This is a genomic window from Pseudomonas sp. MF6747, assembly GCF_963890955.1.
Lineage (GTDB): Bacteria > Pseudomonadota > Gammaproteobacteria > Pseudomonadales > Pseudomonadaceae > Aquipseudomonas.
Genome location: NZ_CAWPSZ010000012.1, coordinates 90,548 through 113,329, shown reverse-complemented (window position 1 = coordinate 113,329; position 22,782 = coordinate 90,548). Strand labels below are relative to the sequence as shown.

Genomic DNA, 22,782 nt, shown 5'->3' with positions numbered 1-22,782 from the left:
CAGCGAATCGCAGACTGATACATCGCTATCGCAGGCAAGCCCGCTCCCACATTTGATCTGTGTTGCCTTTTAGAGCACCGGCGCAGCCGCCGCCAGCTTCGGCTGGCGATACAGGTCCAGCAGCACCTGGTCCAGCACTGATGAGGCGCCCCACGGTTTCGAATCGTTGAGGATCGCCACCACCACCCAGGTGTTGCCATTGTTGTCGCGGCTGAACCCGGCGATGGCACGCACGGTGTTCAGGGTCCCAGTCTTGACGTGGGCTTCGCCGCGCATGGCGGTGGTCTTCAGGCGTTTACGCATGGTGCCGTCGGTGCCGGCAATCGGCAGCGAGCTGATGTATTCCGCCGCGTACGGGCTCTTCCAGGCGGCTTGCAGCATGGCCGCCATCTCGCGGGCGCTGACACGTTCGGCGCGCGACAGGCCGGAGCCGTTCTCCATGACGAGGTGCGGCGCGGTGATGCCCTTCTTCGCCAGCCACTGACGGACCACACGTTGCGCAGCCTTGGCGTCGTCGCCGTCGGCATCGTTGCGAAATTGCGCGCCCAGGCTCAGGAACAGCTGCTGGGCCATGGTGTTGTTACTGTATTTGTTGATGTCGCGGATGATTTCCGCCAGGTCCGGCGAGAAGGCACGGGCGAGTACTTTGGCATCCTTGGGCACGGGCGCCTGGATATCGCGGCCCTGGATGGTACCGCCCAATTCCTGCCAGATCGCGCGCACAGCGCCGGCGGTGTAGGTGGCGTGGTCGAGCAGCGACAGGTAAGTCTGCGAACTGCAGCCATCGCCCAGTTGGCCGCTGACCGTCACGGTGACACTGCCGTCGGCGGCGGTGACCGGGCTGTAGCGCACGTCGCCGGTGCATTGCTTGGCGTTGGAGACTTTCACCTGGTTGTCGATGCGAATGCTGGCAATCGGCGGTTCGACCGATACGATCACGCGGCCCGAATCGTTGCGGGTCACGAAGCGCAGGGCCTTGAGGTTGACCAGCAGGGCGTCGGGCTTGACCAGGAACGGCTTGTTCTCGTCATTGCCGTCGTCATTGAATTCGGGCAATTGCGGCTGGTTGAAGAAGCTGCGGTCGAGCACCAGGTCGCCGGTCACTTGCTGCACGCCATTGGCACGCAGGTCGCGCATCAGCAGCCAGAGTTTTTCCATGTTCAGCTTGGGGTCGCCGCCGCCCTTGAGGTAGAGGTTGCCGTGCAGGACGCCACCGCTGAGCGTGCCATCGGTGTAGAACTCGGTCTTCCACTGATGGTTGGGGCCGAGCATTTCCAGGGCAGCGTAAGTGGTGACCAGCTTCATGGTGGAGGCCGGGTTCACCGAGACGTCGGCGTTGAACACGGTAGGGGTACCGGGGCCGGTGAGGGGCAGCATCACCAGCGACAGCGCGGTATTTTGTAGCTTGGCTTTCTGCAGGGCCTGCGCAACGTTGGGTGGCAGGGTGTTGTTGATTGGGGCGGCAGCGGCGGAGAAGGCCAGTGGAAGAAGAAAGCCGGCCAATAACACGCAACGAAAAGATTTGATCATAAGGAATAAAACCCTACTGCTGAGAAGGGTGAAAAAGGCGAGGGGTATGGAAGAAAATCCCTCATTGGTCACGAAAGTGTCGGCATTATGCCCCAAGGTGGATCCAGTTGTAGCTGAACGATAGCTGGTATTGCGCGTTTTTTTGCAGACAGATAGCCGCCTGTCCCAGAGAGTCGGGCAATCCTTGCCTTAAACTGCTAAAGTGCCGCCCGTTATTACTTATGAGGATTGTTCCAATGGCGACTAACCGTTCCCAGCGTCTGCGCAAAAAACTGTGCGTTGATGAATTTCAAGAGCTGGGTTTCGAACTGAACCTGGACTTCAACGAAGGCCTGAGTGAAGAAGCTATCGACGCTTTCCTCGAAGCATTCATCAAAGAAGCCATGGAAGCCAACGGTCTGGGCTATGTCGGCGGCGATGACTACGGTCTGGTTTGCCTGCAGAAGCGTGGCTCGGTCTCCGAAGAGCAGCGTGCTGCCGTTGAAGCCTGGCTGAAAACCCGTTCCGAGCTGACCAAGGCTGAAGTCAGCCCGTTGCTGGACGTGTGGTATCCGGAAAAGCCGATCAACGCGGCTAAGTGATACTGAAAAAACGGCGACCTTCGGGTCGCCGTTTTTTTATGCCTTGCGCCCGTTCAGAATCAGCAGCGTCAACACCCCCGCCACAATCCCCCAGAACGCCGAACCGATGGAAAACAACGTCAAGCCTGACGCGGTGACCATAAAGGTGATCAGCGCCGCTTCGCGTTCCTTCGGCTCATTCATGGCGATGCTCAAGCCATTGATGATCGAGCCAAACAACGCCAACGCTGCAATCGACAGCACCAGTTCCTTTGGCAATGCTGCGAAGAGTGCCGCCAAGGTCGCGCCAAATACCCCGGCAATCCCGTAGAACACGCCGCACCACACCGCAGCGGTATAGCGCTTGTTGCGGTCTTCATGGGCATGCGGCCCGGTGCAGATGGCCGCGCTGATGGCCGCCAGGTTGATGCCGTGGGAGCCGAAGGGCGCGAGCACCAGCGAGGCCAGGCCGGTTGCGGTGATCAAAGGCGAGGCGGGCACGGTGTAGCCGTCGGCGCGCAACACGGCGACGCCGGGCATGTTCTGCGAGGTCATCGCCACCACGAACAGCGGGATGCCGATACTGATGGTCGCCGCCAGCGAGAAATGCGGCGTGGTCCATACCGGCGTTGCCACTTCCAGGTGAAAGCCACTGAAATCCAGCAACCCCATCAGCCCCGACAGCACAGTGCCGAGCACCAGCGCGGCGAGTACCGCATAGCGGGGCGACAGGCGCTTGATGATCAGGTATGTGAAAAACATTCCCAGGACCAGGCCGGTGCGATGCTGCGCGGCGACGAAAATCTCGCTGCCGATCTTGAACAGAATCCCCGCCAGCAAGGCCGCCGCCAGCGACGCCGGGATGCGCTTGACCAGTTTCTCGAAGCTGCCGGTCAGCCCGCACAGCGTCACCAGTACGGCGCAGGTGATGTAGGCACCAATGGCCTCGCCGTAACTTACGCCGCCCAGGCTGGTGATCAACAACGCCGCGCCGGGTGTGGACCAAGCAATGGTGATGGGCGTGCGATAGCGCAAGGACAGGCCGATGCTGCACACCGCCATGCCGATGGAGATGGCCCAGATCCACGAAGAAATCTGCGCCGTGGTCAACCCGGCGGCTTGTCCGGCCTGGAACATCAGGACCAGCGAGCTGGTGTAGCCGGTCATCATGGCAATGAAGCCGGCGACGACGGCCGACGCAGAAGTGTCGGCCAACGGGCGCAAAGGCGCTTGGGTGGCGTCGTTCATGGAGAGGCGTTCCTTTTACCTGGGTATTTGCCGGTGAAGGCGCAGATTCAAGCCTAAACTCAAACGGAACTACTCGTTGCAATACAGCCAACGCAGCAAACAGCCGTACAGTGTGTTGGCGCATTGGGTTGTGTACAATGTGCCCTGTTTTTAGGTGATACTTGCCAGCAACCCGCGCTTGCCGTATTACCGTTAATTCGCCGCCGTTCTCCAAACCCGAGTGCCCATGAACGAACAGTTGCAACCTCTCAAGAAACAACCGCGAGCCGGCAAGGCCGGTCGCAGCGGAACCCAGGACGATATTGTCTACGCGCATATCTTCGAGGCCATCCTTGAACAACGCCTGGCGCCCGGAACCAAGTTGAGTGAAGAGGCACTGGGCGAAATCTTCGGCGTCAGCCGCACCATCATTCGCCGCGCGCTCTCGCGTTTGGCCCATGAAGGTGTGGTACTGCTGCGGCCCAATCGTGGTGCGGTGGTGGCGAGCCCGAGTGTAGAAGAAGCGCGCCAGGTGTTCCTGGCCCGGCGTCTGGTCGAACGGGCGATCACGGAATTGGCAGTGCAGCACGCCACGGCCGAACAGCTGGCCGAGTTGCGCCAGATGGTCAACGACGAGCGTGACAGTTTCTCCCGCGGCGACCGCGGTGCCGGTATCCGCCTCTCCGGCGAATTCCACCTCAAGCTGGCGGAGGCGGCGAAGAACGCGCCGCTGATCAGCTTCCAGCGCAGCCTGGTGTCGCAGACCTCGTTGATCATCGCCCAGTACGAAAGCGGCAACCGCTCGCACTGTTCCTACGATGAGCACACGCAGCTGATCGATGCGATCGAAGCACGCGATGCAACGTTGGCGGTGAATCTGATGATGCACCACATGGATCACATCGACAGCAAGCTCAACCTCGATGAGGAAAGCGCGTCGGATGATTTGCATGCGGTGTTCTCGCATTTGTTGCAGACGAAAAAGCCGGGTCGCTCGTCCGTAAAACTGTAAACCCGATCAAAAATGTGGGAGCGGGCTTGCTCGCGAAGGCGGTGGTTCAGTCTAAGTATCTGTTGACTGACACACCGCATTCGCGAGCAAGCCCGCTCCCACATTTGTTTTGTGGCGTTTGTTAGATCAGCGTTGGTGCACGAGATTGCCGGCTGCGTAGGTCTGCAGAATCGTCCGGTCATCCCCCAGCGTCATCAACACAAACAGCGTTTCGGCAATGTTATTGGCCTGCTTCAAGCGATAGCTGAGCAGCGGCGTGGCGTTGTAATCCAGCACCAAAAAGTCCGGATCGGTACCCGGCTGCAACGTGCCGATCTTGTCTTCCAGACGCAGCGCCCGCGCGCCGCCCAAAGTGGCCAGGTACAGCGACTTGAACGGGCTCAACCGCGCGCCCTGCAGTTGCATGACTTTGTAGGCTTCGTTCAGGGTTTGCAGCAGCGAGAAGCTGGTGCCGCCGCCCACGTCGGTGCCCAGGCCGACATTCAACTTGTGCTTCTCGGCCATCGGCAAGTTGAACAACCCACTGCCGAGGAAGAAGTTCGACGTCGGGCAGAACGCCACCGCCGAACCCGTCTCCGCCAACCGTGCGCACTCGTTATCACACAGGTGCACGCCGTGGGCAAACACCGAGCGCTCACCCAGCAATTTGTAATGGTCATACACGTCCAGGTAGCCCTTGCGCTCCGGGAACAGCTCTTTCACCCATGCCACTTCCTGCAGGTTTTCACTGATGTGCGTCTGCATGTACAGGTCTGGGTATTCGCCCAGCAGTTGCCCGGCCAGCGTCAGTTGCTCCGGGGTGCTGGTCGGGGCAAAACGTGGCGTGACCGCATAGTGCAAACGGCCCTTGCCGTGCCAGCGTTCGATCAGCGCCTTGCTTTCCTGGTAGCCGGATTCGGCGGTGTCGGTCAGATAGTCCGGCGCGTTGCGGTCCATCATCACCTTGCCGGCGATCATGCGCAGGTCGAGTTTTTCGGCCGCTTCAAAGAATGAATTGACTGATTGCGGGTGCACGCTGCCGAACACCAGCGCCGTGGTCGTGCCGTTGCGCAGCAGTTCCTTGATGAAGATATCCGCGACTTCTTCGGCGTGCGCCTTGTCGGCGAACTGGCTTTCGCACGGGAAGGTGTAGGTGTTGAGCCAATCCAGTAACTGCTCGCCATAGGCGCCGACCATGCCGGTTTGCGGCAGGTGGATATGGGTGTCGATCAGGCCTGGCGTGATCAGCGCATCCTGATAATGAGTAATGTCGATATCGGCGGGCAGTGTCGGGAGCAAATCACTGGCGTGGCCCAGGGCGCTGATCTGGCCGTTATCGATCACCAGCAGGCCGTCTTCGAAATACTCATAGGAAGCTTCGATCCCCACTTCAGCAGGGTCGGCGATGCTGTGCAGGATGGCGGCACGGTAGGCTTTGCGAGTCAAAGGCATGTTCATCTCAATTGATAGCTTGGCTGCGGCGCGAGGCCGGCAGCAGTTTGGCAATGGGTTCGGCGCTCGCGGTGTGCTGGCCGAAATTGGCGTTATAGGTGGCGATGATTTCGCCGGCGATGGAGATGGCGATCTCCACCGGCAGTTTGCCCTTCACCTCGGTGAGGCCCATCGGGCAGCGCATGCGTTGCAGTTGCGCGGTGTCGAAGCCGCGATCACGCAGGCGGTGTTCGAACTTGACCCGTTTGGTTTTCGAGCCGATCAGGCCGAAGTAGGCAAAGTCGTTGCGTTTGAGCAGCGCGGCGGTCAGTTCCAGGTCCAGCGCGTGATTGTGTGTCATGACGATGCAGTAACTGCCCACTGGCAGGTCGGCAATTTCGTCGACTGGCTCCTCGCTGACGATTTTACGCACGCCCTGGGGAATGTGTTCCGGAAACTCCTGGTCGCGGGAATCGATCCAGCGCACCCGGCATGGCAGGTTCGCCAACAGCGGCACCAAGGCGCGGCCGACATGGCCGGCGCCAAACACTGCAATGTGCGCCTGCACCTGGCCCATGGGTTCGAACAGCAGCACCGTCACACCGCCGCAGCACTGGCCCAGGCTTGCACCAAGGCTGAAGCGCTCCAGATGGGTGTTTTGCTGGCCGCGCACGAGCATGTCGCGGGCGATCTGCATCGCCTTGTATTCCAGGTGCCCGCCACCAATGGTGTCGAAGGTCTGCGCGGCGCTGATCACCATCTTCGAGCCGGCATTGCGCGGCGTGGAGCCGAGCTCTTCGATGATGGTCACCAGCACGCAGGGTTCACCCTGGTTCTGCAGGTCGGCGAGGGCGCTGATCCAGTTGTTCATAGTCACCTCTTGTGGCGTCTGTCAGGCCGCTATCGGGGGCAAGCCCTCTCGCACATTTTGATGTGTGAACACCATCAAATGTGGGAGCTGGCTTGCCTGCGATGGCAGCACCTCGTTCCTAGAGCGAAGCCATCTCGGTTTCAGCTTCAACAGCCTTTGCCGCCTGCAACTGGCGCATCTGCTCGCACCCCCACAACACCCGCTCGGGTGTGGCCGGTGCATCAATCCTGGGCTGATGGCGATACTCACCCACACTTGCCACGGCATCCTTGATCGCGCACCACGAGGCAATCCCGAGCATGAACGGCGGCTCGCCCACGGCCTTGGAATGGAACACCGTGTCCTCCGGGTTCTTGCGGTTTTCCACCAGCTTCACGCGTAAGTCCAGGGGCATGTCAGCCACGGCCGGGATCTTGTAACTGGCCGGGCCGTTGGTCATCAGCTTGCCTTTGTTGTTCCACACCAGCTCTTCCATCGTCAGCCAGCCCATGCCCTGGATAAAGCCGCCTTCCACCTGGCCGATGTCGATGGCCGGGTTCAGCGAGGCGCCCACGTCGTGCAGGATGTCGGTGCGCAACATTTTGTATTCGCCAGTGAGGGTGTCGACGATCACTTCGCAGCAGGCCGCGCCGAACGCGAAGTAATAGAACGGCCGGCCCCTTGCCTGGCTGCGGTCGTAGAAGATTTTCGGGGTCTTGTAGAAACCGGTGCTCGACAGCGAGACCTGGGCGAAATACGCCTGCTGGATCAGGCTCTCAAAGGTCAGGATCTGGTCGCGTACCCGTACGTGACCATTGTGAAATTCCACATCGGCTTCACTCACGTCGTATTTGCGTGAAGCAAATTCCACCAGGCGCTGCTTGATGGTTTCGGCGGCGTTCTGCGCAGCCTTGCCGTTCAGGTCGGCACCGCTGGACGCGGCGGTGGGCGAGGTGTTGGGCACTTTATCGGTGTTGGTGGCGGTGATCTGCACACGGTCGATGTCGACCTGGAACACTTCGGCCACCACTTGCGCGACCTTGGTGTTCAAGCCCTGGCCCATCTCGGTGCCGCCGTGGTTCAAATGGATGCTGCCGTCGGTGTAGATGTGGATCAGCGCACCGGCCTGGTTCAGGAAGCTGGCGGTAAATGAAATACCGAACTTCACCGGCGTCAGCGCCAGGCCTTTTTTCAGGATTGGGCTGTGGGCGTTGTACAGGCGGATGGCTTCGCGGCGCTCGGCGTATTGGCTGCTGGCTTCAAGCTCGGCGGTCATCTCTTCGAGCATGTTGTGCTCGACGGTCTGGTAGTAGTGCGTGACGTTGCGCTCGGTCTTGCCGTAGTAATTGACCTTGCGCACCGCCAATGGGTCCAGACCCAGGTGCCGAGCGATGGCGTCCATCACTTCCTCGATGGCGACCATGCCTTGTGGCCCACCGAAGCCGCGATACGCGGTGTTGGAGGCTGTGTTGGTCTTGCAACGATGGCCATTAACGGTGGCGTCGCCCAGGTAATACGAATTGTCGGCGTGGAACATCGCGCGGTCGACAATCGAGTTCGACAAGTCCGGCGAGCAGCCACAGTTACCCGCCAGTTCCAGATTGATCCCGTGCAGGCGACCCGTGTCGTCAAAGCCTACGTCGTATTCGATATAGAAGGGGTGGCGCTTGCCGGTCATCAGCATGTCTTCGACGCGTGGCAGGCGCATTTTGGTCGGCTGGCCGGTGAGGCGCGCAACCACCGCGCACAGGCACGCGGGGCTGGCGGCCTGGGTTTCCTTGCCGCCGAAACCACCGCCCATGCGGCGCATGTCGACGACGATTTTGTTCATCGACACGTCCAGCACTTCAGCCACCAGCTTCTGCACTTCGGTGGGGTTTTGCGTGGAGCAGTAGACAATCATGCCGCCGTCTTCGGTGGGCATCACCGACGAGATCTGGGTTTCCAGGTAGAAGTGCTCCTGGCCGCCGATGTGCAGCGTGCCCTGGATACGGTGTTTCGCCGTGGCCAGCGCGCCCGCCGAGTCGCCGCGCTGGTGAGTGTGGCTGTCGAGCACGAAATGCTTGTTGCGAAAGGCCTCGACCACGTCCAGCACCGGCTCCAGGTCTTCGTATTCGATCACCGCCGCCATGGCCGCTTTGCGTGCGGTTTCCAGGTCGCGGGCGGCGACGGCCAACACCACCTGGCCGACAAACTGCACGGTGTCGATGGCCAGCAGCGGGTCGCCGGGCATCAGTGGGCCGATGTCTTTCAGGCCCGGCACGTCTTCGTGGGTGATCGCGATGCGCACGCCGTCAAAGGCGTAGCAAGGCGCGGTGTCGATGCTGAGGATGCGGGCGTGGGCGCGGTCGGACATGCGCGCATACAGGTGCAGTTGGTTGGGGAATTCCAGGCGGTCATCGATGTACTGCGCCTCGCCGGACACATGCTTGGCGGCGCTGTCGTGCTTGACGCTGCGGCCGACCCCGCAGGTCAGGTCCTGGGCGAACAGCTCGGCGAGTTCGGCCTGGGTTTTAACGACGGCGTGATGGTTAGACATAAGCGGTCACCCGAGTCTCGATGTGCGGCGTTTGCAGTTCGATGAAGTATTTGCGCAGCAGGTTTTGCGCGCTGAGCAGGCGGTATTCCTTGCTGGCGCGAAAGTCCGACAGCGGGGTGAAATCCGCGGCCAGGGCGGCGCAGGCTTTCTCCACCGTGGCGGCGTTCCAGGTGGCGCCAACCAGCACGGCTTCGCAGCTTTTCGCGCGTTTGGGCGTGGCGGCCATGCCCCCGAAGGCGACGCGCGCCTCGTTGATCACGCCGTTCTCGATCTTCAGGTTGAAGGCGGCGCACACCGCAGAAATATCATCGTCCAGGCGCTTGGACACCTTGTAGGCACGGAACAGTGTGTGGCCCTTGGGCACGATGATTTTCTCGATGAACTCGCTGTCCTGACGCGCGGTGACGCGGTAGTCGATGAAGTAGTCTTCCAGCGCCAGGGTGCGGCGCACGTTGCCTTTGCACAGCACGATCTGTGCACCCAGGGCGATCAGCAGCGGCGGTGAATCGCCAATCGGCGAGGCGTTGCCGATGTTGCCGCCCAAGGTGCCCTGGTTGCGGATTTGCAGGGAGGCGAAGCGGTGCAGCAAGTCGCCGAAGTCCGGGTATTCATGGTGCAGCGCGGTGTAGCAGTCGGAGAGGGCGGTGGCGGCGCCGATTTCCAGGCGGTCATCGAAGCGTTCGATGCGCTTCATTTCGTCGATATTGCCGACGTAGATCATCACCGGCAGTGTGCGATGAAACTGCGTGACTTCCAGCGCCAGGTCAGTGCCGCCGGCCAGTAGCCGGGCTTGCGGGTACGCGTCGTAGAGGTCGGCGAGGTCGGCGACGGTCAGCGGCACCAGGCAGCGTTTGTCGCCACTGTTGAGTTCGCCGGTCTGCGTTGGCGCGATGGCTTTGAGGCGGGCGATGGTCTCGGCCTGGCGGCTGTCGAACTGGTCTACGGGTTTGTTGCAGCAGGCCTGTTCGGCGGCGGCCAGGATCGGGCGGTAGCCGGTGCAACGGCACAAATTGCCGGCCAGCGCTTCGTGGGCTTTTTGGCTGTCGGGCGCGTCGCTGTTCTTTTGCAGGGCAAACAACGACATCACAAAGCCCGGTGTGCAAAAGCCACATTGCGAGCCGTGGCACTCGACCATGGCTTTTTGCACGCTGTGCAATTGGCCTTGGTGCTTGAGGTCTTCAACGCTGATCAGCTGTTTACCGTGCAGCGACGACACAAAGGTCAGGCACGAGTTGAGGCTGCGATAACGAATCTGCTCGGCGCCTTGTTCATCGTGGTGCAATTCGCCGACCACCACGGTGCACGCCCCGCAATCGCCGCTGGCGCAGCCTTCCTTGGTACCGGATTTGCCCAGGTGCTCACGCAGATAGTTGAGCACGGTCAAGTTGGGGTCCAGGGCGTGCTCACTACGGAGTTCCTGGTTGAGTAAAAACTGGATCACGGAAGGCCTCGCAGACTCATTATTGTTGTTAACCGCTTTGCGCCGAATCTAGTCATGTCTGACTTTTCGGTCAACGATTTTCTGACCAGAAGGTCAAGAAATTGCGGTCACAACACTTTCAATTATGGTCCAGTCTTCTGGAACCGTTGTTTTTGGCGGCTTCTGGCTTTTCATCGCTGCTTATTTCATGCCAAATTCGCCACTGTGGGCGTAGCGCCATCAGCGGGCCAATGCGCTACACTGCCGCGCTTGTACTGATAGAAGATTCTGAAGGGAAAACATGACGTTCAAGGCGCCGGACAGTCTCGCCGAGCAAATTGCTCACCACCTCGCCGAACGTATCATTCGCGGCGATCTCAAGCCTGGGGAGCGGATCCAGGAACAGAAAGTCACGCTGGCGCTCAATGTCAGCCGTGGTTCCGTGCGTGAAGCCTTATTGATCCTCGAGCGCCGTCACCTGATCGCGATCCTGCCGCGCCGTGGCGCCCACGTCACCGAGCTCACCGCGCACAAGGTGCAGAGCCTGTGCACGCTGATGGGCGAGTTGTACATTCTGCTCGGCAATGCGGTGGCCGAGGGCTGGAAGGTGCAGGCCGACATGGCGCCGTTCCTGCAGATCCAGCAGCGTCTGGTGAATAGTTTTGAGCGTCAGGACATCCGCGCCTTCGTCGAAGAAAGCTTCAACGTGATGCGCGCCGCGTACCCTTTTGCCAACAACCCGTATTTGCAGGAAACCGTCGAGAACCTGCAGCCGGCGATGAACCGCGCCTATTACCTGGCGCTGGATCAACGCAAAGCGTCTATGAGCGAGTACCTGGCGCTGTTCGAGCAACTGCTCGCTGCCGTGCTGGCGCGTGACCTGGCGCAGATTCGCCTGGTGCTGTCCGCCTACGGCCAGCGCAGTTGTTCATTGGTCATCGCTGCGTTGGCGGACGCCTAAACGTGCGGCTCAAGTGCATCAAACTGGCGGGGTTCAAATCCTTCGTCGACCCGACCACGGTGAACTTCCCCAGTAACATGGCGGCGGTGGTGGGGCCCAATGGGTGCGGCAAGTCGAACATCATCGACGCCGTTCGCTGGGTGATGGGCGAGAGTTCGGCAAAAAACCTGCGCGGCGAGTCGATGACCGACGTCATCTTCAATGGCTCCACCAGCCGTAAACCGGTGAGCCAGGCCAGCATCGAGCTGGTGTTCGACAACTCCGACGGCACCCTGATCGGCGAATACGCGGCGTACGCGGAAATTTCCATTCGCCGCAAAGTGACGCGCGACAGCCAGAACAGCTATTTCCTCAACGGCACCAAGTGCCGGCGCCGGGACATCACCGACATCTTCCTCGGCACGGGCTTAGGCCCGCGCAGCTACTCGATCATCGAGCAGGGCATGATCTCCAAGCTGATCGAAGCCAAGCCCGAAGACCTGCGTAATTTCATTGAAGAAGCGGCCGGCATCTCCAAGTACAAGGAGCGCCGCCGCGAGACCGAAAACCGTATCCGCCGCACCCACGAGAACCTCGCCCGCCTGACCGACCTGCGCGAAGAGCTGGAGCGCCAGTTGGAGCGCCTGCACCGCCAGGCCCAGGCTGCCGAGAAGTATCAGGAATACAAGGGCGAAGAACGCCAGCTCAAGGCTCAACTCTCGGCCCTGCGCTGGCAGGCGCTGAACGATCAGGTCGGCCAGCGCGAAGCGATCATCGGCACCCAGGAAATCAGCTTTGAAGCGCTGGTGGCCGAACAGCGCAATGCCGACGCCAGCATCGAGCGCCTGCGTGACGGTCACCATGACCTGTCCGAGCGCTTCAATCTGGTGCAGGGGCGCTTCTATTCGGTGGGCGGCGACATTGCCCGTGTCGAGCAGAGCATTCAGCATGGCCAGCAGCGTCTGCGCCAGTTGCAAGATGATCTGAAGGAAGCCGAGCGCGCCCGCCTGGAGACCGAATCGCACCTGGGCCATGACCGCACCTTGCTGCTGACCCTCGGCGAAGAGCTGGACATGCTCACCCCCGAGCAGGAAATCACCAGCGCCGCCGCCGAAGAAGCCGCCGCCGCCCTGGAAGAAGCCGAAACCACCATGCACGGCTGGCAGGAGCAGTGGGACGCTTTCAACCTGCAATCCGCCGAGCCGCGCCGCCAGGCTGAGGTGCAGCAGTCGCGCATCCAGCAGTTGGAAACCAGCATGGAGCGTTTGGCCGAGCGTCAACGGCGTCTGCAGGAAGAGCGCGTGTTGCTCGCCGCCGACCCGGAAGACGCGGCGATCATGGCGTTGAGCGAGCAACTGGCCGAAAGCGAGATGACGCTGGAAGAGCTGGAAGCCAGCGAAGAACAACAAGTGGAGCGCCTGGAGCAATTGCGTCAGCAACTGCAACAGGCGACCCAATCGCAGCAGCAGGCCCAGGGCGATTTGCAGCGGCTGAACGGCCGATTGGCGTCGCTGGAGGCCTTGCAGCAAGCCGCGCTGGACCCCGGCACCGGCACCGCCGAGTGGCTGCGCGACCAGCATCTGGCCGAGCGGCCGCGCCTGGCTGAAGGGTTAAAAGTTGAAGCGGGTTGGGAGCTGGCGGTAGAGACCGTTTTAGGCGCCGACCTGCAGGCTGTGCTGGTCGACGATTTTGGTGGCTTTGACCTGGCCGGCTTTACTCAGGGCGACCTGCGTTTGCTCAGCCCGGCGGCCGATGGCACGCGCGTGCCGGGCAGTCTGCTGGACAAGGTCGAGGCGGCGATTGACCTGTCGCCCTGGCTGGGGCAGGTCAAACCGGTGGATTCCCTGGAGCAAGCCCTGGCGCAGCGCAGCCAACTGGGCGCGGGCGAAAGCCTGATCAGCCGCGACGGCTACTGGGTCGGCCGGCACTTCCTGCGTGTGCGCCGTGCCAGCGAAGCGGAAAGCGGCGTATTGGCCCGTGGACAGGAAATCGTCAACCTGAGCGCCGAGCGCGAAGAACGCGAAGCCACCCTCGAACGCCTGGAAACCGAACTGCAAACCCTGCGCGCCACCCAGCGCCAGCAAGAGACCGGCCGCGAACACCTGCGCCGCCTGTTGCAGGACGAAGCGCGCCAGCAAGGTGAACTCAAGGCCCAGCTGTCGGCGAGCAAGGCCAAGGTCGAGCAATTGACCCTGCGCCGCACCCGTCTTGACGAAGAAGTGGCGGAGATGGGCGAGCAACGCGCCCTCGAGCACGAACAGATCGGTGAGGCGCGCCTGCAACTGCAGGAAGCCCTCGATAGCATGGCGCTGGACACCGAGCAGCGCGAACTGCTGCTGGCCCAGCGCGACAGCCTGCGCGAACGCCTTGACCGCGTGCGCCAGGAAGCGCGCCAGCACAAAGATCACGCTCACCAATTGGCGGTGCGCCTCGGTTCATTGCAGGCTCAGCACGCGTCCACGCGTCAGGCCCTTGAGCGCCTGGAAATGCAATCCGAACGCCTCACCGAAAAGCGCGAGCAACTGAGCCTCAACCTGGAGGAGGGCGAAGCGCCGCTGGAAGAGTTGCGCCTTAAGCTCGAAGAATTGCTCGACAAGCGCATGACCGTCGACGAGGAACTCAAGACTGCGCAAATCGCCCTGGAAGACGCCGACCGCGAACTGCGCGATGCGGAAAAACGCCGGACCCAGGCCGAACAGCAATCCCAGTTGATTCGCGGCCAGCTCGAACAGCAGCGCATGGAATGGCAGGCCCTGACGGTTCGCCGCAAGACCCTGCAGGACCAGTTGCTGGAAGACGGCTACGACCTGCACGGCGTGCTTAATACGTTGACCGCCCAGGCCAATGAGAAAGAAGCCGAAGAAGAACTTGAACGGATTGCCGCGCGTATTCAGCGACTCGGCGCGATCAACCTTGCGGCCATCGACGAGTACCAGCAGCAGTCCGAGCGCAAACGTTATCTGGATGCCCAGGACGCCGATCTGGTGGAAGCCCTGGACACCCTGGAAAACGTGATCCGCAAGATCGACAAGGAAACCCGTAATCGCTTCAAAGATACCTTTGATCAGATTAATGGCGGTTTACAGGCGTTATTCCCGAAAGTTTTCGGTGGAGGCAGCGCCTACTTGGAACTGACGGGCGAAGATCTACTCGATACAGGGGTAACGATCATGGCGCGGCCTCCGGGCAAGAAGAACAGCACCATCCATTTGTTGTCCGGTGGCGAAAAGGCACTGACCGCATTGGCACTGGTATTTGCGATCTTCAAGTTGAACCCGGCGCCGTTTTGCATGCTCGACGAAGTTGACGCCCCGCTGGATGACGCTAACGTTGGACGCTACGCTCGGTTGGTTAAAGAGATGTCCCAGACCGTGCAGTTCATCTATATCACCCACAATAAGATCGCCATGGAAATGGCCGATCAATTGATGGGTGTAACGATGCACGAACCCGGCTGTTCGCGTTTGGTGGCGGTGGATGTGGAAGAGGCGATGGCGCTGGTGGACGCCTAACGGCGAGTTGCTAGTTACAAGTGCTTGAGGCTTAAAGCTTGCAGCTTGAGGCTCACAGTTGACGGCTGGCGCAAGAGTTCTTCCAGGTGGCCGAAACATGGCAAATCGACACATTTCGCGCCAACTGTGTAAAGTTATCGAAGGTCGTGCTAGTTTATTGTCAATTCCTCGTATGCGTGGGCAAAACGTCAGTCAGAACATAGAGTTGGCGCCACGTTTTAAAGCGGTTTGGATGTTGCTAAACCCCTTATTTTTCAGCATTTTTTATTAGAGGCACGGGATTACATGGAAATCGGTCTGCGCGAGTGGCTGATCGTCATCGGCATTATTGTCATTGCCGGTATTCTTTTTGATGGCTGGCGCCGCATGCGCGGTGGCAAGGGCAAGCTTAAGTTCCGTCTGGACCGCAACCTGTCCAACTTGCCTGACGATGATGGCAGCGCCGAACTGCTGGGGCCGCCTCGCGTGCTGGATACCCATAAAGAGCCGCAACTGGACGAACACGACTTGCCGTCGATGAGCGCGCCGGTGCGTGAAGCCCGTGAACCGTCTTCCAAGCGCGGCAAACGCGGCAGCGCCGCAGTTGCCGAGCCGCATCAGGGCGACCTGAACCTTGACGTCGATGATGGCCCGAGCTTCAGCAGCCGTGATGATGATTTCCCCGACGAGACCCCAACCAAAAGCGCGCCACGCCAGTCAGTCAATGACCAGCCGGCCGCGGAAGAGGTCTTGGTGATCAGCGTGATCTGCCGCGACGCCGCCGGTTTCAAAGGCCCGGCGCTGTTGCAGAACATCCTGGAAAGCGGCTTGCGTTTTGGCGAGATGGATATTTTCCACCGTCACGAAAGCATGGCCGGTAACGGCGAAGTGCTGTTCTCCATGGCCAACGCGGTCAAGCCGGGCACTTTCGATCTGGACGATATCGACCTGTTCAGCACCCCGGCGGTGAGCTTCTTCCTCGGCCTGCCAGGCCCGCGTCACCCCAAACAAGCGTTCGACGTGATGGTGGCCGCGGCCCGCAAGCTGTCTCAGGAACTCAACGGCGAGCTCAAGGACGACCAACGCAGCGTCCTGACCGCCCAGACCATCGAACACTACCGTCAGCGCATCGTCGAGTTCGAGCGTCGCGCCCTGACACAGAAACGCTGAGGATTGGTCTTCAGCGTTGTCAGTAGAATAAGCGCACTAACATATTGAGCAGCTTCGGCTGCTCTTTTGCTTTCTGAGAGAACACCCATGACCGCCGCCCATACCCGCATCCTCCAATTGCGCGCTGAACTGGATCAGCACAACTACCGTTACCACGTGCTCGACGAGCCGAGCATTCCGGACGCCGAGTACGACCGGCTGTTCCACGAGCTCAAAGCCCTGGAAGCCGAGCATCCGGATTTGGTAACGCGTGATTCACCGACGCAGCGGGTCGGCAGTGCGGCGTTGTCGGCGTTCACTCAGGTCAAGCACGAAATACCGATGCTCAGCCTCGGTAACGCTTTTGACGAAACCACCATGCTCGAGTTTGATCGCCGGGTCACCGAAGGCCTCGACCTGCCGGTGGGCGATCTGTTTGGCGGTGGCGCGGCGGTGGAATACAGCTGTGAGCCCAAACTGGATGGCCTGGCGGTCAGCCTGCTGTATCAGGAGGGCGAACTGGTGCGCGGCGCCACGCGTGGCGATGGCACGACGGGCGAAGACATCAGCGTCAACGTGCGCACTGTGCGCAATATCCCGCTGAAGCTGCACGGCAGCGGCTGGCCGGCGACCCTGGAAGTGCGCGGCGAGGTGTTCATGTCCAAGGCCGGTTTCGAGCGCCTGAATGCCTCGCAGCTGGAAGTCGGCGGCAAGACCTTCGCCAACCCGCGCAACGCGGCGGCTGGCAGCCTGCGCCAGCTGGACTCGAAGATTACCGCCAGCCGCCCGCTGGAGTTCTGCTGCTACGGCATTGGCCAGGTCACCGCAGACATCAGTGACACCCATATCGGCAACTTGAAGCAGTTGCAGAAGTGGGGCATGCCGATCAGCCACGAACTGAAGCTGGCCACGGGTATCCAGGAATGTCTGGACTACTACCGCGATATCGGCGAGCGGCGTAACAGCCTGGCTTATGAGATCGACGGCGTGGTGTTCAAGGTCAACAGCATTGCGGCCCAACGTGAACTGGGTTTTCGCGCGCGTGAACCGCGCTGGGCCATCGCGCATAAATTCCCGGCCATGGAAGAGCTGACTGAACTGCTCGACGTCGAATTTCAAGTCGGTCGTACCGGCGCCGTCACCCCCGTTGCACGCCTCAAACCGGTCAAGGTCGCGGGTGTGACCGTGTCCAACGCCACCTTGCACAACATGGATGAAGTCGCGCGCCTGGGCCTGATGATCGGCGATACGGTGATCATCCGCCGCGCCGGTGACGTGATCCCGCAAGTCGTCTCGGTGGTCACCGAACGCCGCCCGGAAAACGCCCGCGCGGTGCAGGTCCCCGAAAGCTGCCCGGTGTGTGGTTCCCACGTGGAGCGCACGCAACTGATCAAGCGCAGCAAGGGCAAGGAAACCGTCAGCGAAGGCGCGGTGTACCGCTGCGTCGGGCGTCTGGCCTGTGGCGCGCAGCTCAAGCAGGCGATTATCCATTTCGTCTCGCGCCGTGCCATGGACATCGACGGCCTGGGCGACAAGACCATCGAGCAGCTGGTGGACGAAAAACTCATCGGTTCGCCGGCCGACCTCTACACACTCAAGTACGAGCAGATCATCGACCTGGAAGGCTTTGCCGATATTTCCAGCAAGAAGCTGATCACGGCCATCGAAAACAGCAAGACCCCGACCCTGGCGCGCTTTATCTACGCCTTGGGCATCCCGGATGTGGGCGAGGAGACTGCCAAGGTGCTGGCGCGCTCCCTGGCGTCTCTGGAGCGTGTGCAGAAGGCCTTGCCGGAAGTGCTGACGTACTTGCCGGACGTGGGCCTGGAAGTGGCGCACGAGATTCACAGCTTCTTTGAAGACAGCCATAACCAGGAGGTGATTGGCGCGCTGCTGTCGCCGGAGCAATGCGGCCTGCAATTGCAGGATCAGGGCGACCTGAGTGCCGAATTCGCCGCCAGCACCACCTTGGGCGGCTTGCTCGACAAACTGCACGTGCCCAGCGTTGGGCCGGGCGCTGCGCAGAAACTGGCGGATAAATTCGGCTCTCTGGAAGGCGTGATCAAGGCTGACTGGCTGGACATGCGTCAGGCACTGCCTGAAAAGCAGGCCAAGGCCGTGCGCGAGTTTTTTGATAACCAGGACAATGCCAACCATGCCCTGGCCATTGAGCAGCAGCTCAAGGACTTCGGCATGCACTGGCAGAGCGAGAAGAAGGTCGTCGAAGGCTTGCCCGAAGCAGGGCACACCTGGGTACTCACCGGCTCTCTGGAGCTGATGAGCCGCGATGTGGCCAAGGACAAACTCGAAAGTCTGGGCGCCAAGGTGGCCGGTTCGGTCTCGGCGAAAACCCACTGCGTGGTGGCCGGGCCGGGCGCCGGCTCGAAATTGGCCAAGGCCAGCGAGCTGGGCTTGAAGGTGTTGGACGAAGAAGCGTTCGTGGCATTCCTGGCCAAGCACAACATCACGGTCTGATGGCGCGTGTGGGGAGTGAGCTTCTTGTTGTGGCGAGCGGGCTTGCCCCGCGTCGGGCTGCGCAGCCGCCGCCTCGCCTGTGGAACGATCTCTCACGGGAAATGATCTAGTCTTGGTCACCCAGGGAGAGATCGCCATGTTCCGCTATTTTGAGCAACTCAGTTCACGCATCGCAGCACCCTTCACGGCGGGCGCATCTCGTAACAGCAAAGTCTGGCAGTGCCGCTGTGGCCAGTCCCTGTTCTTTCGCAACAGCCAGTGCCTGGCGTGCCAGGCGCTGCTCGGTTATCAGCCGCAGCAAAGCCGCCTATCGTCTTTACGGCCGGGCCCGGTTGTCGGGACCTGGCTGCAAGACGACAACCTTGACGCCGGCGCCTTCCGTCGCTGTGCCAACCTCGACACTCCCGCCGCCTGCAACTGGCTGATCCCGGCGCACAGTACGGCGCCGCTGTGCGTGGCGTGCAGTCTGAACCGCACCATTCCCGACCTTTCTATTGCGCAAAATCATGAGCGCTGGCGCAAAGTCGAAAACGCCAAGCGCCGCTTGGTCGCGCAATTGATCAGCCTCGGCCTGCAAGTGGTGCCCAAGAGCGTCGATGAAGACAACGGCCTGGCCTTTGACTTTGTCGGCGTCGACCTGGAAGGCAATGCTCCAATGACAGGCCACGCCAACGGTCTGATTACCCTCGACATCAAGGAAGCCGACGACGCCCACCGTGAGAAAGTCCGCGTACAAATGCGCGAGCCTTACCGCACGCTGCTTGGGCACTTTCGCCATGAGGTCGGCCACTACTACTGGGACCGCCTGATCGCCGATACCCACTGGCTCGAACCTTTTCGCGCCTTGTTCGGCGACGAACGCGCCAGCTACGCCGATGCCCTCGACCATCATTACCAGAACGGCCCGCGCCCCGACTGGCAGCAAACCTGCGTCAGCGCCTACGCCACCATGCACCCCTGGGAAGACTGGGCCGAAACCTGGGCCCACTACCTGCACATGATGGACGCGGTCGACACCGCCCTGGGCTTTGGCATGAGTGCCCGTGAGATGGACCTGGATTACCAGCCGTTTCCCCTCAGCACCCTTTACGACCCTGAGCACCCAGGCGGTGCGGCGTTCCTGTCGTTCGTCAACGCCTGGATCGAACTGGCCGGCATGCTCAACGAACTGTCGCGCAGCATGGGCCAGCCGGATTTTTATCCCTTTGTGCTGCCGCCGGCAGTGATCGCCAAGCTGCACTTTATTCACCTGGTCATCCAGGAAGAGGGCGGCAAGGCAGATGAAGCCGTGATTCTGTAACGGCACAAGTGCTTGAGCCCCTTGATTTTTTAATCCTGAACCAACGGTTGTAACTTCCGATGAGATCGGTACAATGGCGCGGCTTGCCGAGAGGCGAGCGTCGTTATGGTGACCCCATCGGTCCCCCCGCAACGATTACCCGTGAACCTGGTCAGAGCCGGAAGGCAGCAGCCACAGCGGGAACATTGTGTGCCGGGGTGTGGCTGGTGGGGTTGCCTCCATAACGTAAGTCCTTGAATTCTCAAGGAATTCTCAGTCAAAAAAGCCGAAGCGTGACAGCGTATATGTACACCGTAGTGGTGCATTCATGTGCAAGCGTATTCGAAGACTCTTAAATTTCATAATCTTTTTCTTTTGCATTACGGTGCTAAATGCATCACGTCGCCAATGTTTCTTGCTGGTATCGATGGCTTTTTGATAGCTTCTGCTTTTCTTAGCATTTATCAAGGATGAATGATGCCAGTCGAGCTGATTCTGTTTGATCTTGACGACACCCTCCTTCGTACAGGTGATCTTGAGCCTTATCGAGGGCGTGAATTTCTGAATAGGCAATCCCCGGAGTATGTTCAGAGGCTCAGCGCTCAATTTCGAATGCTGCCCGGTCGGGCAATTTACAGTGAGCAGCACCTGCTGGCGCTACAGCAGCGTTTTCCTGGAGCTTGTCTTGGTGTATTTACAAGGTCTCCTAGGCATTACGCGGAAACCCTTTTGGCATTGGCATACCCGAATACTCATTGGACGACTTTAGTTGCGCACGAATGTGTAACGCGTACCAAGCCGAGCGGTGAGGGCGTACTACTCGCTATGCGCGTAGCTGGGGTAGCTGCATCACAAAACGTATGGCTGATTGGGGATGGTAAGTCCGATATACAGGCAGCTTACGATGCGGGTTGTTGGTGCGTGCTTGATCAAAGCACATGGCCAAACCCACGCCGAAAAGACGATTGGTACGCGCTGGAACGTTTTCCCGACGCTATTATTCACTCCGCTGACGAGTTGATGGAGGTTCTTGTAAGGCCATTTGATTACCTCCTTGTCGCAGAGCGATTGCAAGCGCTCAATGGTCAGCTTGACGGTGAGAGAGCTCATAGATTTGGAAAAACGGGGCATTTCAATGCCCTATTGAAAGATGGACAAGCAACGCAAATTTACTCGTTGGGCCGGCACTTTTCCAAAGACGCACAGCAGAGGGTGATTTGGCATGCTGTGACGAATGATATCCATCATATGAAAAACGTGATGGCGGTTCCCGATTACTGGATAGAGGCAGTCCGATCATTTATTCGAAGCATTATATTGAAAAATATCCCTCTGCTAGCTTGTGGTATAGGGACCTTAGTGATAACCGTGGTGCCAGCTAAGCCTGGGCGTGTGCAGCGTTTGGAGGCAATGGTAGCTCAGATCGCTAATTCTCATGCTGCGGTTTCAATGGGTATCGAAAACATAGAGTTCAATCCGAACCTCTTAATGTATCTGCCAGGGGCACAGTCCCATCATGGTAATGGGTTAAATCGAGTTGAAAGGTTTGAGAATGTTCGCGATTTTCTAAGAGCAAGTCCGGCGTCAGGGGTTGCTGGTAAGCATGTCGTGGTTATTGATGATGTAGTTACTTCTGGTGCCTCTTTAATTTACTCAGATATTTATTTGCGAGCGGCAGGTGCAGCTAGTGTCACACTACTCGCTTTGACCAAAAATGTAGGTAATGGATGAAGGTTTCTGTCGCAACTAAAAAGCTTTTAGCGCTCTCAATGCTTGCCGGTATCGGACCTGCGGCTTTGAAGAAGGTTGCGAGCGTGCCAAATTTTGAGTTTTTGTCGGTTGATGAAATTGCGAATGTATGTGTTCCATTGAGAAAAGTACTTGCTTCATCTGAGGCTTGGGAGCTTGCGTATGAGCAGGCTGATGCTCAGGTTAGTTTGGCAAGCAAGTACGAATCTAAGATTATAAGTGCTCTAGATGATGATTATCCACATTTGCTTGCGGCAACTAAAGATGATCCGTTTATTATATATGTTCGCGGGGAGCTTTATGCTTGCCCTCTGCGGTCAGTTGCTATCATAGGTACAAGAGAGCCTACGCCTCATGGCGAGGTAATTACACGACGAGTAACGGAATATTTTGTTGAGAATCAATGGAGTGTAGTAAGTGGCTTGGCTCTAGGATGTGATGGCTTAGCGCATAAGGCCGCTCTCGATTCTGGTGGCCATACCGTTGCCGTATTGGCGCATGGCCTGCAAATGATTGCTCCAAGTCAACATAGAAAGCTTGCCGAAGATATTCTTGAAGGTGGAGGGGCGTTGATTTCGGAGTATCCTTTTGGCCGAAAAGTTTTTTCACAACAGTATGTAAAGCGTGATCGAACTCAGGCTGGAATGGCTCAAGGTGTAGTGATGATCCAGTCTGATGTAAAGGGAGGTAGTTTGCATGCTTCGCGTGCTGCTCTTGATTATGAGCGTTGGCTCGCCATCCCACTGCCGACATCTATTGACAGGAACAACAAAGAGTCAAAAATTATGGCAAATTTACTCATTGCTGAAGGTGAGTGGGTTGATAAGGCTAACTTGCTGAAGTGCAAGCGAGAGCATTTGAATAATATAATAGTGTTGCGTACGAAAAATGATTATCCAAGCATGCTTTTGCAGCCATTGTTGGGCTCGCTAGAAACTTCCTCGAATAAAACGGTAACGCCGCCAGTGGAAGTGGGGCACGGGGCGCAAACTAAAGATTCGGAGATTCTCGATATCGATAATGTGGCTCCTTCCGGTAGGGATGATAAAAGCTCAGAAGAGGATAAAGCTGATGAGCAAAGTAACAAGCCATTGACTCACCAAAATAGTTTGCTGTAATGATAGAAGAAACCATTTTTTATTTACACGTCT

General features: G+C 59.3%; 15 protein-coding genes and 1 other RNA gene. 10 read left to right on the top strand and 6 right to left on the bottom strand.

Going from position 1 to position 22,782, the window contains the following annotated elements; genetic code table 11:
- Nucleotides 1-69: 69 nt before the first annotated feature.
- Entirely contained in the window at nucleotides 70-1,530 is a 1,461-nt protein-coding gene (dacB, locus tag AACW30_RS13230) for a D-alanyl-D-alanine carboxypeptidase/D-alanyl-D-alanine endopeptidase (protein WP_106576317.1), read from the bottom strand.
- A 236-nt stretch (nucleotides 1,531-1,766) separates the two neighbouring features.
- On the opposite strand from dacB, the gene AACW30_RS13225 reads away from it, so the two are divergent.
- Complete coding sequence (locus AACW30_RS13225) at nucleotides 1,767-2,111, top strand: YggL family protein (protein WP_003193255.1); 345 nt, start codon at nucleotides 1,767-1,769, stop codon at nucleotides 2,109-2,111.
- Nucleotides 2,112-2,147: 36 nt separating this feature from the next.
- Here AACW30_RS13225 and AACW30_RS13220 read toward each other — a convergent pair whose 3' ends face one another.
- The gene (locus AACW30_RS13220) at nucleotides 2,148-3,338 is read right to left on the bottom strand and encodes a benzoate/H(+) symporter BenE family transporter (protein WP_106576318.1); all 1,191 of its coding nucleotides are present in this window, start codon (nucleotides 3,336-3,338) and stop codon (nucleotides 2,148-2,150) included.
- 226 nt (nucleotides 3,339-3,564) lie between these two features.
- Between AACW30_RS13220 and AACW30_RS13215 the strand changes: the two genes are divergently transcribed.
- Entirely contained in the window at nucleotides 3,565-4,329 is a 765-nt protein-coding gene (locus AACW30_RS13215) for a GntR family transcriptional regulator (protein WP_017134778.1), read from the top strand.
- Between the two features lie 126 nt (nucleotides 4,330-4,455).
- Here the strand turns inward: AACW30_RS13215 and guaD are convergent, their stop codons facing one another.
- From guaD to xdhA, 4 genes are all read right to left on the bottom strand, one after another.
- Nucleotides 4,456-5,760, bottom strand: a complete 1,305-nt coding sequence (gene guaD / locus AACW30_RS13210; RefSeq protein ID WP_200622786.1) for a guanine deaminase — start codon at nucleotides 5,758-5,760, stop codon at nucleotides 4,456-4,458.
- A gap of 7 nt (nucleotides 5,761-5,767) precedes the next feature.
- Nucleotides 5,768-6,610: a xanthine dehydrogenase accessory protein XdhC gene (gene xdhC, locus AACW30_RS13205; protein ID WP_200622785.1), complete on the bottom strand. Its 843-nt coding sequence runs from the start codon at nucleotides 6,608-6,610 to the stop codon at nucleotides 5,768-5,770.
- Nucleotides 6,611-6,728: 118 nt separating this feature from the next.
- Nucleotides 6,729-9,128, bottom strand: coding sequence for a xanthine dehydrogenase molybdopterin binding subunit (gene xdhB / locus AACW30_RS13200; RefSeq protein ID WP_200622783.1), 2,400 nt, complete (start codon nucleotides 9,126-9,128; stop codon nucleotides 6,729-6,731).
- Nucleotides 9,121-10,569 (bottom strand): xanthine dehydrogenase small subunit, encoded by a 1,449-nt coding sequence (gene xdhA / locus AACW30_RS13195; protein WP_106576321.1) that lies wholly within the window; start codon nucleotides 10,567-10,569, stop codon nucleotides 9,121-9,123. Before xdhA ends, xdhB begins: the two co-directional genes overlap by 8 nt.
- Before the next feature lie 280 nt (nucleotides 10,570-10,849).
- On the opposite strand from xdhA, the gene AACW30_RS13190 reads away from it, so the two are divergent.
- From AACW30_RS13190 to AACW30_RS13155, 8 genes are all read left to right on the top strand, one after another.
- Nucleotides 10,850-11,509 carry a GntR family transcriptional regulator gene (locus tag AACW30_RS13190; RefSeq protein ID WP_106576322.1) on the top strand — a complete coding sequence of 220 codons (660 nt, stop codon included), beginning with the start codon at nucleotides 10,850-10,852 and terminating at the stop codon, nucleotides 11,507-11,509.
- A 2-nt stretch (nucleotides 11,510-11,511) separates the two neighbouring features.
- Nucleotides 11,512-15,000, top strand: coding sequence for a chromosome segregation protein SMC (smc, locus tag AACW30_RS13185; protein ID WP_200622781.1), 3,489 nt, complete (start codon nucleotides 11,512-11,514; stop codon nucleotides 14,998-15,000).
- Nucleotides 15,001-15,285: 285 nt separating this feature from the next.
- On the top strand, nucleotides 15,286-16,149 hold the full coding sequence (gene zipA, locus AACW30_RS13180; RefSeq protein WP_034119293.1) for a cell division protein ZipA: 864 nt from the start codon (nucleotides 15,286-15,288) through the stop codon (nucleotides 16,147-16,149).
- Nucleotides 16,150-16,236: 87 nt separating this feature from the next.
- Entirely contained in the window at nucleotides 16,237-18,603 is a 2,367-nt protein-coding gene (gene ligA / locus AACW30_RS13175) for an NAD-dependent DNA ligase LigA (protein WP_200622779.1), read from the top strand.
- 136 nt (nucleotides 18,604-18,739) lie between these two features.
- Complete coding sequence (locus AACW30_RS13170; RefSeq protein ID WP_200622777.1) at nucleotides 18,740-19,903, top strand: zinc-binding metallopeptidase family protein; 1,164 nt, start codon at nucleotides 18,740-18,742, stop codon at nucleotides 19,901-19,903.
- A 115-nt stretch (nucleotides 19,904-20,018) separates the two neighbouring features.
- Nucleotides 20,019-20,115, top strand: an RNA gene (ffs, locus tag AACW30_RS13165) — signal recognition particle sRNA small type.
- Nucleotides 20,116-20,359: 244 nt separating this feature from the next.
- On the top strand, nucleotides 20,360-21,613 hold the full coding sequence (locus AACW30_RS13160) for an HAD hydrolase-like protein (RefSeq protein ID WP_200622775.1): 1,254 nt from the start codon (nucleotides 20,360-20,362) through the stop codon (nucleotides 21,611-21,613).
- Nucleotides 21,610-22,749 (top strand): DNA-processing protein DprA, encoded by a 1,140-nt coding sequence (locus tag AACW30_RS13155; protein WP_234452456.1) that lies wholly within the window; start codon nucleotides 21,610-21,612, stop codon nucleotides 22,747-22,749. The genes AACW30_RS13160 and AACW30_RS13155 overlap by 4 nt, the downstream gene beginning before the upstream one ends.
- Nucleotides 22,750-22,782 lie beyond the last annotated feature (33 nt).